15 protein-coding genes are annotated in these 15,972 nt (G+C 43.0%); 7 read left to right on the top strand and 8 right to left on the bottom strand.

Annotated features, from left to right (window positions below; all coding sequences use genetic code 11):
- Positions 1–13 precede the first annotated feature (13 nt).
- The gene (locus EKQ44_RS19370) at positions 14–472 is read left to right on the top strand and encodes a GNAT family N-acetyltransferase (RefSeq protein ID WP_237665206.1); all 459 of its coding nucleotides are present in this window, start codon (positions 14–16) and stop codon (positions 470–472) included.
- A 46-nt stretch (positions 473–518) separates the two neighbouring features.
- Here EKQ44_RS19370 and katG read toward each other — a convergent pair whose 3' ends face one another.
- A complete protein-coding gene (katG, locus tag EKQ44_RS19365; protein WP_237665205.1) occupies positions 519–2,702 on the bottom strand; it encodes a catalase/peroxidase HPI in 2,184 nt (727 codons plus the stop codon).
- A gap of 361 nt (positions 2,703–3,063) precedes the next feature.
- Positions 3,064–4,110, bottom strand: a complete 1,047-nt coding sequence (locus EKQ44_RS19360) for an NAD(P)/FAD-dependent oxidoreductase (protein WP_237665204.1) — start codon at positions 4,108–4,110, stop codon at positions 3,064–3,066.
- A 343-nt stretch (positions 4,111–4,453) separates the two neighbouring features.
- On the opposite strand from EKQ44_RS19360, the gene EKQ44_RS19355 reads away from it, so the two are divergent.
- Entirely contained in the window at positions 4,454–4,651 is a 198-nt protein-coding gene (locus tag EKQ44_RS19355) for a hypothetical protein (protein WP_237665203.1), read from the top strand.
- Between the two features lie 590 nt (positions 4,652–5,241).
- On the opposite strand, the gene EKQ44_RS19350 is transcribed toward EKQ44_RS19355, so the two are convergent.
- Together EKQ44_RS19350 and EKQ44_RS19345 are read right to left on the bottom strand one after the other, a co-directional pair.
- A complete protein-coding gene (locus EKQ44_RS19350) occupies positions 5,242–5,661 on the bottom strand; it encodes a nuclease-related domain-containing protein (RefSeq protein WP_237665202.1) in 420 nt (139 codons plus the stop codon).
- A gap of 273 nt (positions 5,662–5,934) precedes the next feature.
- Positions 5,935–7,644 carry a glutamine--tRNA ligase/YqeY domain fusion protein gene (locus tag EKQ44_RS19345; protein WP_237665201.1) on the bottom strand — a complete coding sequence of 570 codons (1,710 nt, stop codon included), beginning with the start codon at positions 7,642–7,644 and terminating at the stop codon, positions 5,935–5,937.
- A 203-nt stretch (positions 7,645–7,847) separates the two neighbouring features.
- Between EKQ44_RS19345 and EKQ44_RS19340 the strand changes: the two genes are divergently transcribed.
- Complete coding sequence (locus EKQ44_RS19340) at positions 7,848–8,312, top strand: hypothetical protein (protein WP_237665200.1); 465 nt, start codon at positions 7,848–7,850, stop codon at positions 8,310–8,312.
- A 49-nt stretch (positions 8,313–8,361) separates the two neighbouring features.
- Here EKQ44_RS19340 and EKQ44_RS19335 read toward each other — a convergent pair whose 3' ends face one another.
- From EKQ44_RS19335 to EKQ44_RS19320, 4 genes are read right to left on the bottom strand one after another with little or no spacing between them, the layout of a single operon-like run.
- Positions 8,362–10,020 carry a b(o/a)3-type cytochrome-c oxidase subunit 1 gene (locus EKQ44_RS19335; RefSeq protein ID WP_237665199.1) on the bottom strand — a complete coding sequence of 553 codons (1,659 nt, stop codon included), beginning with the start codon at positions 10,018–10,020 and terminating at the stop codon, positions 8,362–8,364.
- Positions 10,017–10,490 (bottom strand): cytochrome c oxidase subunit II, encoded by a 474-nt coding sequence (locus EKQ44_RS19330; protein ID WP_237665198.1) that lies wholly within the window; start codon positions 10,488–10,490, stop codon positions 10,017–10,019. Before EKQ44_RS19330 ends, EKQ44_RS19335 begins: the two co-directional genes overlap by 4 nt.
- A 28-nt stretch (positions 10,491–10,518) precedes the next feature.
- On the bottom strand, positions 10,519–10,686 hold the full coding sequence (locus EKQ44_RS19325; protein ID WP_237665197.1) for a cytochrome c oxidase subunit 2A: 168 nt from the start codon (positions 10,684–10,686) through the stop codon (positions 10,519–10,521).
- A 16-nt stretch (positions 10,687–10,702) separates the two neighbouring features.
- Complete coding sequence (locus tag EKQ44_RS19320) at positions 10,703–11,062, bottom strand: cupredoxin domain-containing protein (RefSeq protein ID WP_237665196.1); 360 nt, start codon at positions 11,060–11,062, stop codon at positions 10,703–10,705.
- 355 nt (positions 11,063–11,417) lie between these two features.
- On the opposite strand from EKQ44_RS19320, the gene EKQ44_RS19315 reads away from it, so the two are divergent.
- The 4 genes from EKQ44_RS19315 to EKQ44_RS19300 all read left to right on the top strand — a co-directional run bounded on the left by EKQ44_RS19315 (position 11,418) and on the right by EKQ44_RS19300 (position 15,929).
- Positions 11,418–12,092 (top strand): YdeI/OmpD-associated family protein, encoded by a 675-nt coding sequence (locus EKQ44_RS19315; protein WP_237665195.1) that lies wholly within the window; start codon positions 11,418–11,420, stop codon positions 12,090–12,092.
- A gap of 116 nt (positions 12,093–12,208) precedes the next feature.
- Complete coding sequence (locus EKQ44_RS19310; RefSeq protein WP_237665194.1) at positions 12,209–13,291, top strand: endospore germination permease; 1,083 nt, start codon at positions 12,209–12,211, stop codon at positions 13,289–13,291.
- Complete coding sequence (locus tag EKQ44_RS19305) at positions 13,288–14,760, top strand: spore germination protein (RefSeq protein WP_237665193.1); 1,473 nt, start codon at positions 13,288–13,290, stop codon at positions 14,758–14,760. Before EKQ44_RS19310 ends, EKQ44_RS19305 begins: the two co-directional genes overlap by 4 nt.
- Positions 14,757–15,929: a Ger(x)C family spore germination protein gene (locus tag EKQ44_RS19300; RefSeq protein ID WP_237665192.1), complete on the top strand. Its 1,173-nt coding sequence runs from the start codon at positions 14,757–14,759 to the stop codon at positions 15,927–15,929. The genes EKQ44_RS19305 and EKQ44_RS19300 overlap by 4 nt, the downstream gene beginning before the upstream one ends.
- Positions 15,930–15,972 lie beyond the last annotated feature (43 nt).

Here is a 15,972-nt window from a genome sequence, read left to right as displayed (position 1 = left end):
ACGGAGCATAACAATGCAAATTATTGAACTAAGAAAGAAAAATCAACTATTGGATCAGGCCATTCAAGTTTTTTGGCAGCAGTGGGGAAGTGAGGAGAACTTTAAGTTTTACGAAGATGCGATTCTCCAATCTGCTACCACCTCTTCTGATATACCACGGTTTTATGTGGGACTAGAAGATGGCGAAATCATTGGTACGTATGCGATTTTAAGAAATGATATTAATAGCCGTCAAGACTTGTGCCCATGGTTGGCATGCCTTTATGTGGCAGAGGAGCATAGAGGGAAGGGAATAGGCGAAAAGCTTTTGGATCACGGATTAAGCGTGGCGGCAGAAAAAGGCTATGAGACCCTATACCTAACAACAGATATAGATAACTATTATGAAAGATATGGCTGGAAAAATAGCGGAGTCGCATATGGACCAGGCGGCGGCTCGATTAAGCTTTATGAGAAAAAGACAACTAAATAAAAGAAAAGTCAGATGAAGGGGGTAACCTCCATCTGGCTTTTTTGTATTATTTCTTCACTTTCACATCATAACGATCTGCATCCATCACTTTCACCCATGCAGCCACAAAGTCCTTTACAAACTTTTCTTGGCTGTCGTCTTGTGCGTACACTTCGACAAGGGCACGTAAGACGGAGTGGGAACCGAAGACAAGGTCTACTCTTGTAGCGGTACGGACGAGTTCGCCTGTTTGGCGGTCGCGTGCTTCGTAGTAGCCTTCTCCTTCTACTGGCTTCCACTCGACACCCATATCAAGAAGGGTCAAGAAGAAGTCATTCGTGAGCGTACCTACTCTCTCAGTGAATACGCCGTGCTTGGTGTCACCATGGTTGGCACCAAGGACACGCAAGCCTCCGATGAGAACGGTCAATTCCTTTGCGGAAAGATCCATAAGCTGCGCCTTGTCCACCATGAACTCTTCCGGTTTCAAGGAGTACTCTTTCTTATGGTAGTTGCGGAATGCATCAGATACAGGCTCCAGCACTTCAAAGTTTTCTTCGTCTGTTTGATCCTGAGTGGCATCACCACGACCTGGTGTGAACGGAACCTTCACGTCAAAGCCGGCATCCTTGGCAGCTTTTTCAACGGCCGCACTTCCACCGAGGACGATCAGATCTGCAAGGCTGACGTTTTTATCTAGGCTTTGCTGCAAATCTTCCAACACGTTGATGGCTTTTGCAAGCTGCTCTGGCTCGTTCGCTTCCCAATCCTTTTGAGGGGAAAGGCGCACGCGGGCACCGTTTGCGCCACCACGTCTGTCCGAATGACGGTATGTGCTGGCAGAAGCCCAAGCAGTTTTCACTAATTCACTTACAGAGAGTCCGCAATTTAAAAGCTTGGCTTTGAGATCCTCAATCTCTGCATCTGTTAATGTATAGTCCACTTTTGGAATCGGATCCTGCCAAATAAATTCCTCTTCTGGCACTTCAGGTCCTAAATATCTGTCACGCGGCCCCATATCACGGTGGAGCAGCTTGAACCATGCACGTGCAAAGGCATCAGCAAACTCATCCGGATTTTGATGGAAGCGACGAGAGATTTTTTCGTATTCAGGGTCCATTCGCATCGCCATGTCCGCCGTCGTCATCATCGTTTTCACTTTTTTGGATGGATCGTGAGCGTCAGGAGCCAGGTGCTCTTCATCCGGATCGATCGGTACCCATTGGTAGGCGCCAGCTGGACTCTTCGTCAGCTCCCACTCATACCCGAACAGTAAATCAAAATAGCTCATATCCCATTGTGTCGGTGTCGGTGTCCATGCACCTTCAATTCCACTTGTGATCGTGAAAGCGCCGTGACCGGTTTCATGGCTGCTCTTCCAACCAAACCCTTGGTGTTCAAGGCCTGCTCCTTCTGGCTCTTCTGTCACATGAGATGGGTCACCCGCACCATGGGCTTTCCCGAAGGTATGTCCGCCTGCAGTCAATGCCACGGTTTCCTCATCGTTCATTCCCATCCGTTTGAAGGTATCGCGAATATCAAAGGCACTTTTCTTTGGATCAGGTTCGCCATTTGGTCCTTCTGGATTCACGTAAATCAAACCCATCTGAACGGCAGCAAGCGGATTCTCCAGGTCACGCTCACCGGAATAGCGGTTGTCACCAAGCCATTCCTTCTCCGGACCCCAGTTCACATCTTCTTCAGGGTGCCAAATATCTTCACGGCCGCCACCAAATCCAATTGTTTTTCCGCCCATGGATTCGATTGCGACATTTCCTGCAAAAACAAGCAAGTCTGCCCAAGAGAGCTTGTTGCCATATTTCTTTTTAATCGGCCAAAGCAGTCGGCGTGCCTTGTCCAAGTTTCCATTATCAGGCCAGCTGTTTAAAGGGGCAAAACGCTGAGATCCGCTTCCGCCGCCTCCGCGTCCATCTGCTTGACGATATGTACCTGCAGCATGCCAGCTCATACGGATGAAGAATGGCCCATAATGACCATAGTCCGCCGGCCACCAGTCTTGGCTGTCTGTCATAAGATTATGTAAGTCCTCTTTCAGGCCTGCATAATCGATTTTCTGAAATTCCTCTGCGTAGTTAAAATCTTCCCCGAGTGGGTTTGTCTTCGTGTCATGCTGGTGAAGCACATGCAAATCTAGCTGATTCGGCCACCAGTCTTTGTTTTTTGTTACTACAACCGGTTTATCGGAACTTTCTCCCGTAAACGGGCACTTTCCAACGTTCTCATTGTCCATACATCTTTTCCCCTTTCTGTTTTAGAAGAGTAAATAGCACACTAACTTGCCTTATAACGTACGAAACCACAAAATGAGACAACATCAATTCTTACATTGTAATTATAATAAATAATCGGCCAAATAAAAAGAAATATGCTGTTAATTTTTGATAATATTCTGAAATTAATGGTATGTAAGTCTGTTGCCAATAATTAAGATGCCTTTTTACTGGAATTTAATACCTTTAAATAACAAAAAAACATCTAGTAGTCAGAAGGTTTCTCTATAAAAAGAATAGGAAAGTTAGCTGTGTTGGGAGAGGAAAGGAGGCTGTCTAAAGTCGGCGTGGGGAATAAATACCTGACAGCCTTAATGTATATTACCGAATCATTTGCTTGATCAATTCTTTATTTCTAGCTTTAAATACTTCATTATGGGAGGACACCATCGCCACTTTGCTTGCTTGTGGTTGAATATATTGTTTTGCTTTGTTGACGGCATTTGCAGCATCCTGAAAGGCACCTGCAATCAAATGCAGTTTCCCGTCATGTTTTAATATATCGCCAGCAGCATAGAGTCCTGGAATGGAAGATTCACTATTAGAATTTCCAGCTATGTAATACGTGTCCACCATTTCAAGCGGCAATTCGCTGTTCTCGATTAATGTTCCGTCCCGTTCATACCCATGGCTGATGATGACCTCATCAATAGCAAGGGTGGAGATATCCCCGGTTTCATGATTGGTAAGCTGAACCCTTTCGATTAATTCATGGTCTGCGCTCGCAATAAGCTTCGTGATGGAGGTGTGGAATAGACATTTTGCCGAACTGTTCAGCAGCTGTGACACCTGTGCCTCATGAGCGGAAAGCGCATCTTTACGATAGGTAACATAGACTTGTTTAGCAATCGGTTCCAGTTCATTCGCCCAATCTATCGCTGAATTTCCTCCGCCGGATATAATGACAGTTTTGTCTTTAAAGCGTTGCAATGACTTTACAGTATAATTCAAATTTGTCACTTCAAATCTCTCTGCCCCTTCGATCGCCAGCTTTTGCGGATGAAGGATGCCTCCACCTACAGCAACTATCACCGTTTTGGAAGCATGTCGTTCACCCTCGGAATCCAACAAAACAAAGAGGCAATCTTCATTTCGGGTTATTGATTCTACTTTTCTATTTAAAACAACTTCAGGGTTGAAGGTTAGGCCTTGCTCCACAAGCTGTTCAATCAGTTTTGCTCCAGGGAGGGGAGTCTGTCCGCCAACATCCCAAATCATCTTTTCCGGATACACATGAATCTTTCCGCCCAATCGAGGCTGATACTCGATCAGCTTTGTCTTCATTCCTCTAAGACCACTATAAAATGCAGAGTAAAGCCCTGCAGGACCGCCACCAATAATCGTTACATCAAACACATCCAGGTTCACATTCAGTCACTCCCTATAGGAATTAGTTAAAAATGATTATCATTCTCATTTAAGTATATAACTATTTTACTAGTTTATGCAATATGGGGATGGGACGGTTTCATTTTTGGGAGGGGATGAGGTGATATTTTGGTAAATGTCACAATAACCCGCTGAAAAGTCACAATAACCTTCCTAAAAGTTACAATCCACAGCAAAATAGTCACAATAACCCTTCCAAAAGTTACAATCCATCAAAATACTGAGGCAATCAGCAGAAAAAATAAGCTAGTATAGTTGAAAAAACACCAACTATAAGCTACCGTTCAAAGTAGAGAGTATTTCCAGAATGGAGAGAGAGTATATGATGTTAGCATTAGGTCTTTTAGGAGTGCTAGTTTTAGTTGGAGGGCTGTTAGCTACGCTTCAGGTAGCGGGAAAGGGAGATCACGATTATCAGAAGAAATCAGAGAGTAATGTAAGACGACTCACGTATATTTATATCGCGTTGTTTGTTGTTATTATTGTTGGGTTTATTGTTTATTTGAGATGGTTTGTGTAGGATGTAAAGTTTCACGAGGTCTAAATTTCGGGGAACTTTAATATTCCTTTCCATTCTATAAAGTAGACGCGCGCCTTTTTGCTGCCTTTATGGGGGAGGTTCAAGGATAGGAGCTCTTTGTAAGCAATACTGGAAGAATGGAGACATAAAAATTCTTTGAACGCTCTGTTTGTTATCGTGTTGCCGAGCCCAAGCAAAGGGTAGTCCTTTATGGTCTGCTGGAGTGGGTTCTTTGCCATATTCCCACATTTTAAACAGAACCACCTTTGATAGGATTTCCGCATAGGTGCATGGGAGCAAATAGTGCAAATCACTCCTTTAATAAAATCAGAAGAAGAAAGTCCATAGTAATCCATCAAGTTGAAATCTTCATCTTGATGGATTTTTAATAGTGTTTTCACGAGTTTGTTGGTGTCCTTGTTTGAAAAGTAGGTATTTTTTTGGGCTTTATCAATTTCTTTTATTCTTGTTGGGAGATTAGTGTGAAAGACTACATTATTTAAGATGGTAGGTGATTTATGGTAAAGGGTAGCACTCTTATGTGTGATGACAGTTTGAGTGTAGATTGGAATTGGGGGTAATATAAGTACTTAAATAATAGAGGAGAGTTGAATTTTGTGACGGGCTAACTGTGCAAACGGGTCTCCTAGCCTTTCTTGCCCATATTCGTTGTGACGGATCAGACTTCCGGTATCTTCATCAAACTCAATTTTCCCTGTAACATATTTGGAATCTAGTATGAGGCAATGAGTTGGGGATATGAGGAGTGAGTCCATCTGGAAGTGTCGCCCTTTAGTGTCGGGAATTCTGAGGCCGTGCAACACTTTATAATTTTCATGTGGGAGGAAAGATGAAAAGTAGTCCATTGCTTGTTCGCCTTTATATCCATAGTGTAAACGGAGGAATTCTTTTTCAATTTGGGGGAATTTTGGATGGGTTTTGGGGACTCTTCGCATTGCTGCTTCATGGGCGAGCAACCTGAATGGCTTTTCTCTGTCTTTTTTTATCATTTTAGGGCTCCTTTTCGTTGATATTCTCTTTCTACTTCGTCTCTGGGGTCACATATTCCTGCCCAAGGTACAAAAGTATTCGATTTATCAACCAAGTTTCGTTTTTATCAATCAACTTTTTGTTTTATCAACCAACTTTTCATTTTATCAATCACTTTAGGGTATATAAACGCCATTCGACTAAAATCAGCAAATTTTGCATTATACTACCGCCCGGCCCCGCAACAAAAAACCCCCGTTCACACAACGGGGGCCATCAAGCCAAACTTCACTCTATAACTTAAACGAACTCTTCAACGACACAATCTCATTAAACACAAGCTTATCTGCAGTGGTATATTTCGGGTCCACATTAAAGTAGCCGTGGCGGAAAAATTGGAATTTCTCCTGTGGGGCCACACCCTTCATATTATCCTCCACAAACCCATTCAACACCTTCATGGAATTCGGGTTCACATGGTCAAGGAAGGATTTCTCCACTTCCACCGTTTCCTCTTCCGTGCCAGCAACATTTGCCACCTCAGCCTCCACTTCAGCCTCAGGCTCCTCGTCCAATAACAATGGTTCAAACAGACGGAACTCAGCAGGCACCGCTTGGGACGCTTCCACCCAGTGCAAGGTACCTTTTACTTTACGGCCAGTGAAACCAGTTCCGCTCTTTGTTTCCGGATCGTACGTACAATGGATCTCCACCACATTGCCGTCCTCATCCTTAATAAAGTCCTCACACTTAATGAAGTAAGCATGCTTCAAACGGACCTCATTGCCAGGGAAGAGGCGGAAGTACTTTTTCGGAGGATCTTCCATAAAATCTTCTTGTTCAATGTAAATCTCACGGGAGAATGGAATTTGTCTTGTTCCCATTTCCGGATTTTCTGGGTTGATTTCCGCATCTAGCATTTCCACTTGTCCTTCAGGATAGTTGGTGATGACCACTTTCAATGGACGTACAACACCCATCGTACGAGGAGACTTCAACTTAAGATCCTCACGGACGAAGTGATCTAGCATTTGTGAGTCAACAAAACCGGACCCTTTGGAAACACCTGTTTCACGAACGAATGCGCGGATTGCTTCCGGAGTGTACCCTTTGCGGCGCAGTCCAGAAATCGTCGGCATACGTGGGTCATCCCAACCGTCAACAATACCTTCTTCCACAAGCTTGCGCAGCTTACGCTTACTCATTACGGCATTGGTGATGTTCAAACGGCCAAACTCGATTTGCTGTGGCGTTCCAGCCATTTCCGTTTCCGCTACGACCCAGTTGTATAATGGGCGTTGGTCTTCAAACTCCACCGTACAGATGGAGTGGGTTACATCTTCAATCGCATCCTCGATGGGATGTGCGAAAGCATACATCGGGTAGATGCACCATTTGTCTCCTGTGTTGTGGTGGGTTGCATGAGAAATACGGTAGATGACAGGGTCACGAAGGTTAATGTTCGGTGACTTCATGTCAATTTTTGCACGAAGAACTTTCTCCCCGTTGCCGAATTCGCCTTTACGCATGCGCTCGAATAGGTCAAGGTTCTCTTCGACAGAGCGATCGCGGTACGGGCTGTCTTTTCCTGGCTCTTTCAAAGTCCCGCGGTAAGCGCGGATCTCATCGGCAGAAAGGTCATCCACATACGCTTTGCCTTTTTTGATTAAAAGAACAGCGCGATTATACATCTCTTCAAAGTAATCAGATGCAAAAAATAGTCCGTCCCAATCATAACCAAGCCATTGAACGTCTTCTTTGATGGAGTTAACATACTCCACGTCTTCTTTTAAAGGGTTGGTGTCATCAAAGCGCAGGTTCGTTTTTCCGTTGAACTCGTCTGCAAGATCAAAGTTGATGACGATGGACTTTGCGTGTCCAATATGTAGGTAACCGTTTGGCTCTGGAGGGAAGCGGGTGATGACATGGTTGCGCTTGCCGGATTCCAGGTCCTCTTTTATGATATTTCGAATGAAATTCGAGTTTGCTGGGTTATGTTCCAAGTTCTTCAACCTTCCTTATATAAGAATGCCGGGGGAGAGCGGGCTGTTAGAGCTTTTTTCCCCACATTTATGATAGTCAATATTGTAACACAAGAAATGGCAAGCGCAAAAGCTTATAAAGGGGCGATTACATTAAGCTTTATCTTAATGACTACATTATTTAAAATCAGAATATATAATGGTAATAGATAAGGAGGTAAAATATGTCTTCCATTACTTTTCTGGCTTCGTCCAGACCGTTTACCATACCAGATGAAATACAAGAATACTACAATAAAACTACCCTTGAAAAAGGACACCAACATATTAGTTTATGGGTAAGAGAGTTAGATTCGTTAGGATGGGAGGAATTTGCTGAGGATCTTTTCTCTATGACCTACATATATGAAATCATTGGTGCCGATAGTTCATTATTTTTAATCTATCTTGAAAAGTATATGGAAATAGGAGATGTCCTTGAACTATTGTATATTCCAAACCAAAACGACTATAAATACTACAAAAGGGAATTAGTGGAGGCTCCAGAACCGATTTACATTAATGTTAGAAGTTTAACTTACCAAGACGGGAATGGAACGTATAAGTTAGACCCGAAAAAATGGGTAGAAGAATTAAGTCATCGAAACTTTATAACAGAATTTGGAGTTACAACAATTGAAAAATATTAATAAAAAAAGCAGCGGGACCCCTTCCTCCCACTGCCCATCTCATCATCTATCACCAAGGCCTGAACGGCGGTGATCCCGGTGGTGCATTTTGTATCATATCCATCAACGGAATCGTGTAAGCGAACAAGATCAAGGCCACTGCAATTCCAATCCAAAGCTTCCAGTTCTCCAAGATACGTGGTGTTTCCCCCGCATCTTCCGCGACTTCCCCAATCGGAAATTCTGTATGGGCTTTTGGTGCGAAGAAGGCAAGGTTGATGACGATGTAGATCATCAGCATGGACGCAACAAACAAGATGACTCCGCCAAGTGCCATTGTCACCTGATTTGCGAAAATTCCTTCAAACCAAGCGGCGGCTGTCGCATGATCCTGATAAGTAGTAAAAGCAGTACGACGCGGTGCTCCTAAAAGTCCAAGCAAGTGCATGGCACCGGACATGAAGAACATCCCGACTGTCCAAAGGATCGTTTGAGTCATCGCGAGTTTGTTCATGCGTGCGGTGAAGGCCCTGCCGCGCAATACCGGAATCAGCCAGTACGCAATCCCGAAGAAAGTCAGGATAACGGTGGATCCAACGGTAATGTGAAAATGGCCAACCACCCAAAGTGTGTTATGGACAACTGCATTCATCTGGTTACTGGCGTTGATGATTCCGCCGGTTCCTGCTGGGATGAAGAACAGCATCCCCATGAATGGTGCGAAAAAGCGTGCGTCCTTCCAAGGCAATTTTCGTACCCAGCCAAAGGCTCCGGTTGCTCCTTTTGCCCGACCTGCCAATTCAAATGTGGCAAAAATAGAGAAGGCAGTCAGCAAAGAAGGAACAATGACCGCAAACGTCAAGACGACCTGCAGGTATTTCCAAAACTCAGAGATCCCTGCTTCCATCAGCTGATGGTGAAATCCTACGGGAATCGAGAACAGTAAGAACAACACGAAAGCCAAGCGGGCAAGCGAATCACTGAACAGCTTTCCGCCAATGATTTTTGGGATGCAGACATACCAAGCGATGTACGCCGGCAGGAGCCAGAAGTATACAAGCGGATGCCCGAAGTACCAGAATAAAGTGCGGCTCAATAAAATGTTGATGTTATCTACGAGTCCGAGCGACCAAGGTAGGAACTGAAGCAACACTGTCGCAGCAACCCCGATGGAAGCGACATACCATAAAAGGATGGTTCCGACTGTCATAAAGCTGAAAAGGGGTGTAATTTGCCCGCGGTTCTGTTTTTTCCAGCGGATATAGTGGGCCAATAAGCTTGCGCCACCTATCCAGGTCCCGACCACAAAAAGAGTCAACCCGACATAGTAGAGGGGGGAGGCTTGCAATGGCGCGTAAAAAGTATATAAGACCGATGCGTCATTCGTTAAAATCATTGCAAAGCTCAACAGCGTACCAATCGTCAGTACCCAAAAGCCGATCCAACCCAACCTCCTCTCGACAGAAGTCATCGTGCCCAGTGTCCTGCTCATCCCGGCATGCAAAAATCCGTAGATGAAGTAGGTTGTCAACACAAGTGCAAGCAACACACCATGTGCCGTCAACAACTGGTAATAGCTGATGCTGTAAGGAAGCTCGATAAGTCCTCCCCGGACAAGCCCCTGGACAACACCTGCCATCGTTCCCAAAAATAATGCGGCAAAAGCAATATAGATATAGGCCATACTTAACTTTGAATCATGAATGTCCACTTCCGCTGCCTGTCTCATTCTTCCGTCACCTCAATTTCCATTTGCATATGTTGATGTCCAATTCCGCAATATTCATTGCAAAGGACAAGGTACGATCCAGCTTCCTTGAACGTATGTTCCGATTGGTTGATGTGCCCAGGTGTGATCATCATGTTGACATTTGTCATGGGAATCGTAAAGCTGTGCACGACATCTTGACTTGTCACCTGGAATTTGACCGTGGAACCTTTCGGAACGGATATTTTATTCGGTTCATAGCCGAACGTCATGGCGATAATGGTAGCTTCATAGGTATGCTCATCAATCTGTTTTAGTCCTGGCTCATCAAATGGAGCGGAACCTTTTACATTCTGTGCATCAACGGTGGCCATATGACTTGGTGGATGATGACCATGAGCAAAGGCGGTAAACCCGATAACGGATAAAAAGACAACCAGGGTCCCAACGCCGAAAATTAGCCAATATTTTTCATAACGGTGTAAATGCATCTATTTGTACCCCCTTTTTCTGACCTGACTAATTTCGTGAAATAAATAAGCTGAACACGCTAACCCACGAAATGACGATAAATGCCCCCAACATAAATACGGCAATCAATGTCCCCTTTAATGAAGCTTCCTCCTCTTTGACAGGAAGTTTTTTATTGGTGCTTTTTTCAGGACGTTCATATTGTACATTTGCCATCCCTTTCACTCCCTTCCTATTCCACGACTAGCTTGGAAACCATCTCGGCATGTCCGGTTCCGCACATGATGTCACAGATGATTTCATATTCTCCGGGCTTAAGGTTCGCAACGACACTGCCATCTCCTTGGATCTGCACATCTGTGCCCTTGATGGTGATACCGTGATGGCCTTCCACGTTTTCATGATGGATAGCAACCGGTTTGCCGGCTGGTACGGTATAAGTAGCCTGATCAAACTCCCAGTTTGAACTCTTAATCGTTACTTCTGCCTCCGCATCTTCCACTGAAACTTCATCAGAACCACAACCTGTCATACCCCCAAAAAGTAATACAAGTGCAAAGCAGCACGCCAAACATTTTTTGAAAGTAATCATATTTGCCACTTCCTTTTCCAATTTTTATATAAATTCTTATGCACTTTCATTGTAAAAGGTGGGAGGATTTAAAAGTGTGATAAAAGTCACACATCTGGAAGAAAAAGGTGAACATTTTGTTAACAAGTGAGCAAAATAGAATTCCAAAAAGTCAGAAGAACGAACAAATTGGGGGGAAGGTACTCGGATCAAGCGGGTGAGACCACTAGGGCAATGCCCATGGGAGGCTCAAGGGTCCCCGCAAAACACGAGGAAACCAAACGTCAAACTCCTTTAAAGATGTTTTGACGAGGCACTATTTTGTTATAATAGTAGGAAAGAAATGTTAACGATCTAAAGGGGGATGTGTGTGAGGATGAATGCCGAAAAAACCATTGTCGATAAACTGAGCCTGCAAAAATATGAGAACCGCTTATTTTTGCAGTTACCAGAAGGTGTAGGGGAGTTTGAAGGACTGGACTACGATACTTCTATTGAAAAGGACAAGTATGATCTATTATTTTTGTTCATGTTCTCAATGGAGGACTTCAACAAATACGTCCAAATCGTCAATGAGCAGCAGCTTCTTTCTGATAACGGCTACATGTATGTGGCCTATCCGAAAAAGGGGAATAAGGTCTATCCCGAATACATAGAACGAGACATTTTTTATGCAGCTCTCCATCTGGATGAGGAGAAGTACCTGCCGAATAGTACCCTCAAATTTTCAAGGATGGTCAGCTTGAACGAGGTCTTCACCGTTGTCGGGTTTAAATCCGCCCCTAAGAAAACGAAAAAGAAGACAAGTGCAAAGAGCCAATGTGTCGATGACTATATCGTGCACATAGAAGACATCAAGAACTTCCTGAAAAACAATGAACAGGTATTAGCGAAATATAACGATTTGACATACGGCTACCAGAAGGATTGGGCCCGTTATGTCTACAGTGCCAAAAGGGCGGAAACGCAGGAGAAAAGATTGCACGAGATGGTTGCGATCATTGATGAGGGGCATAAATCGATGGATCTATATAGGAGAAATAAGAAGTAATGGGAGGCCGCATTCTACATGGAGAATGCGGTTTTTTTACTATGAGTTTTTGAATAATTAAGGTGTTTCCACTCATACTACTAAATACCACCATCCGTTGAAAGAGAGGAAACAACATGACTTTTTCCCGTCTGCAACTATCGTTTGTCATCATTCTGTTTATCGGGATTTCTAATCATGTGCTTATGTTGCCTCATCTATTATTTGTAGCAAAGCGCGATGCTTGGGTTTGTGTGTTGGTAGGGTATGGCATCCTCTTGATTTGGGGGATGGTTCTATTTTTCATCATGTCTCGTAATAAACAAAATATGAAGCTCTCTACCTGGATTGCCAAACGGGCGGGAAGAGTCGTTTCCGCCAGTATCATGTTCATCTATTTCTTCCATATTACCATCATTGCTTTTATATCATTTTATGATTTTATTACTTCCATCAAGATATACTTTCTTCCTCTCACACCACAATGGATCGTGGTTCTGCCTTTCCTTCTATTATGTGTCTTGGGGGCTAGCTCGAATTTAAAGACCATTGTGTACAGTTCTACATTCTTATTGCCAATTGTATGGATCCTTGGCTATTTTGTCGCATTTTCAACCATCACGAATAAGGATTACTCTTATATGTTTCCGATCCTTGTGAATGGAAGTTCCCCAATCATTAGCGGTATTACGGTTGTGCTTGGAGGCAGTGTGGATATTCTATTGATTCTTCTATTGCAACAATATATAAGTAAACCGTTCAAGCTTTGGCAGTTTCTTCTCTTAATCACAATCTTGCTTGGTCTTATTCTAGGTCCTTTACTCGGGGCAATCGCATCGTTTGGACCTAATATCGCAGCAGTTCTTCGCTTTCCTGCATTGGAACAGTGGCGATTGGTAGAGCTTGGGGAACATGTTTCGCATGTGGATTTTTTTGCCGTCTTTCAGTTCATTTCCGGTGCGGTGATCAGGGTATCTTTATGCTTGTATTTTCTTAAAGATATCGGATTCACATCAAATAAAGTGAAATCAATCGTTTTTTGGTCAGCTTCCACCAGTTTATTTTTTATAGGCATATTGCCGATCAGTGATCTTTGGATGCAAACAGCTATAGGGACATATTTCTATCCAGGATTACTAGTGATTGGAATAATCCTGACCTTGTCGTTGTTTGTAATAAGCTTTCTCCCACAAAAGGTGAAAGGATCGGAGGCTGTATGAAGAATTCATCAACATCTTTTAAAAGTTTGGAGGCCCTAGAGGACAATTTTAAAGGTCACAATCTTCTAGGTGAAGAATTACAAACTTACTTTCAAAACTATGCAGATGTTCACTTTATTGATATGGAAGAAAAACACAGTAATATTTCCGCTTTTTATTGCGTGGGAATGGTGGATATCAACCAAGTAAATGAGTATTTTCATTCTATTATCGAATATGTCCAAGTTCGAGAGGACGCTGTGATGGGGATGGATATCGAATTGCCTCCGATGGAAAAAATTCATTCCATTAGTGGATTAATCAATAGAGTGTTCTCAGGATATTTTATCGTATTTCCACCACACAGAAATTACTTTCTGGCCTTTGAACTTGCAGATGTGCCCAAAAGGGAGCCATCCGAATCCAATACCGAGGTTTCCATCAAAGGGCCAAAAGACGGATTTACGGAAGAGTTGAACATCAACACAGCCCTTATCCGTAAAAGGTTGAAATCACCTTATTTATTCAATGAAAACGTTGAAATTGGAACCCTAAGTAAAACAGCGGTTTCTCTCATGTATCTGGATGATAGAGTAAATAAGGAGATGCTGAGTGAGGTAAAAAGTAGGCTTGAACAAATGGAAACAGAAAGCTTGGTCAGCAGTGGACAACTGGAGCAATGGTTATCAAATCGCACCTTTTCATTATTTCCATTATTTGACTACATCGGGCGCCCTGACTTTGCGGTGGAGTGTTTATTGAGGGGAAGGTTCATTGTCATTGTCGATGGTTCGCCGATGATCTTGATTGGGCCTAATAATGTTTTTGTGTTGTTAAAATCACCCGAGGATATTCACTATCCGTATCATACTGTGGCCTTTCAACGGATATTTCGAATTATAGGTTTTTTTATAGCGGTTATGCTACCAGGTTTTTGGATTGCCATTTCTGCTGTAAACGTAGATCAGCTTCCTTTTCAACTGTTAAATACCGTTTCCTTGTCGAGAGAAGGACTGCCGATACCGTTAGGGTTGGAGGCGTTCTTTATACTTGGGCTGTTCGAACTGCTGAGAGAGGCCGGAATAAGGATGCCAAAAGCAGTGGGACAGACAGTTGCGATAGTAGGAGGATTGATTATTGGGGACGCTGCAATAAGAGCTGGGTTGGCATCTGCCACCATGATTGTGGTAGTTGCTTTGACGGCTGTAGCAACTTTCACACTGGTGAACCAATCATTGACAGGGACCGTAAGTGTGTTACGAATTTATATCATGTTGTTAGGTGTGTTCTTGGGGATCTATGGAGTGTTTTTAGGTTTGTTTAGTATCTTATTTTACTTGGCTCGATTGGAGTCATTTAAGGTGGGGTATCTAGAACCCATTTCTACGTTGAATTTCAAGGATATTTTATCAGCTTTGCTTGTTAACCCTTTTAAAAACCGTCAGTTTAAAGCACAAATGGTACAACGGAAAGGGGGACAGGAAGAATGAGAGTGAATCTTCAAGTGATGATGAAGGCATTACTGGTAATGTCCCTTTTGTTCCTGACAAGCTGCTCAGATATCAAAGAAGTTCAAAACATGAACTATGTTACCGCAATAGGAGTGGATTTCAAGGATGATGAATATATAGGGTATATTCAATTGATCAGTTTCAGTTCCCAAGGAGAGAACGGAAGCAGTAGGGAACCTTCTGTATGGGTCTCGGAAACTAAAGGAAAGACATTCGATGAAGCCCTCTCCCTAGCATATAATACTTCACAAGAACGGCTGCTTTGGGCACATGTAAATACGATTCTCGTCAGTGAAACCGCATTAGAAGAAGGATTCCATCATATTTTTGATGTGTTGACAAGATATTATGAGCTTCGTCTGACAACGTGGATTTTTGGAACAAACGCCCCCATCAAGGAGGTCTTTTCTACCACAAGCTTCTTCAATCAATCTGCGCTAGCAACCGTTCTGCACCGTCCTATGGGTACTTTTGAACAAAATTCCACTATCCGTCCAATAAAGCTTCAACAATTTGTAAGAGAATTATATGAACCGGCTCTTACCACTTATCTTCCATCTATCCGTATCAATGAAAGCCATTGGGTTCATAATATGAAACCTGATCCCAAACTGGAAATAGACGGTGCCTTTTTTCTGAAAAATAAAGCGTATAAAGGTTTTTATACGCTTGAGGAACTTAAAGGGCTTCGTTGGCTCTCCAAGGAGATGGAAAGAGCTGGAATACAAGTGATGGATGAGGAGGGAGAGCCGGACTTTAATATCGTTTTTGAAAAGAATAAGGTGGATATTCAACCACTTGAAGAGGAGGGTTCTCCTCGCTTTTATGTGAAGGTTTCTCTCGAGGGAGTCATCGCAAATAGAGATGCAAATAAAATTGTGAATCTAAAAGAAATGGAAGCAAATTTGAGGGAAGAGATACTTAAGGAAATAAAGAGTTTATACAAATTAGGTATAAAAAGTGATACGGACTTTTTCCGCTTAGAGCATATCCTTTATAGAAATAAGAATGAGAGATGGAATTCAATTTTAGAGGATGGTGGATTTACATTAACAGAGAATTTGTTGGAGGAGATCGATTTAAATGTGAAGGTCATTCATTCTGGAGCGCTCAAAAACCGTACCATCAATATGGAAGATATAGATTGAATCCAAAAAACGCAGTTTAGTTCCTTGTAAACTGCGTTTTTTC

It is taken from the genome of Sutcliffiella horikoshii (assembly GCF_021991925.1).
Taxonomy (GTDB): domain Bacteria; phylum Bacillota; class Bacilli; order Bacillales; family Bacillaceae_I; genus Sutcliffiella_A; species Sutcliffiella_A horikoshii_F.
This window is presented reverse-complemented; position numbering and strand designations above follow the sequence as displayed.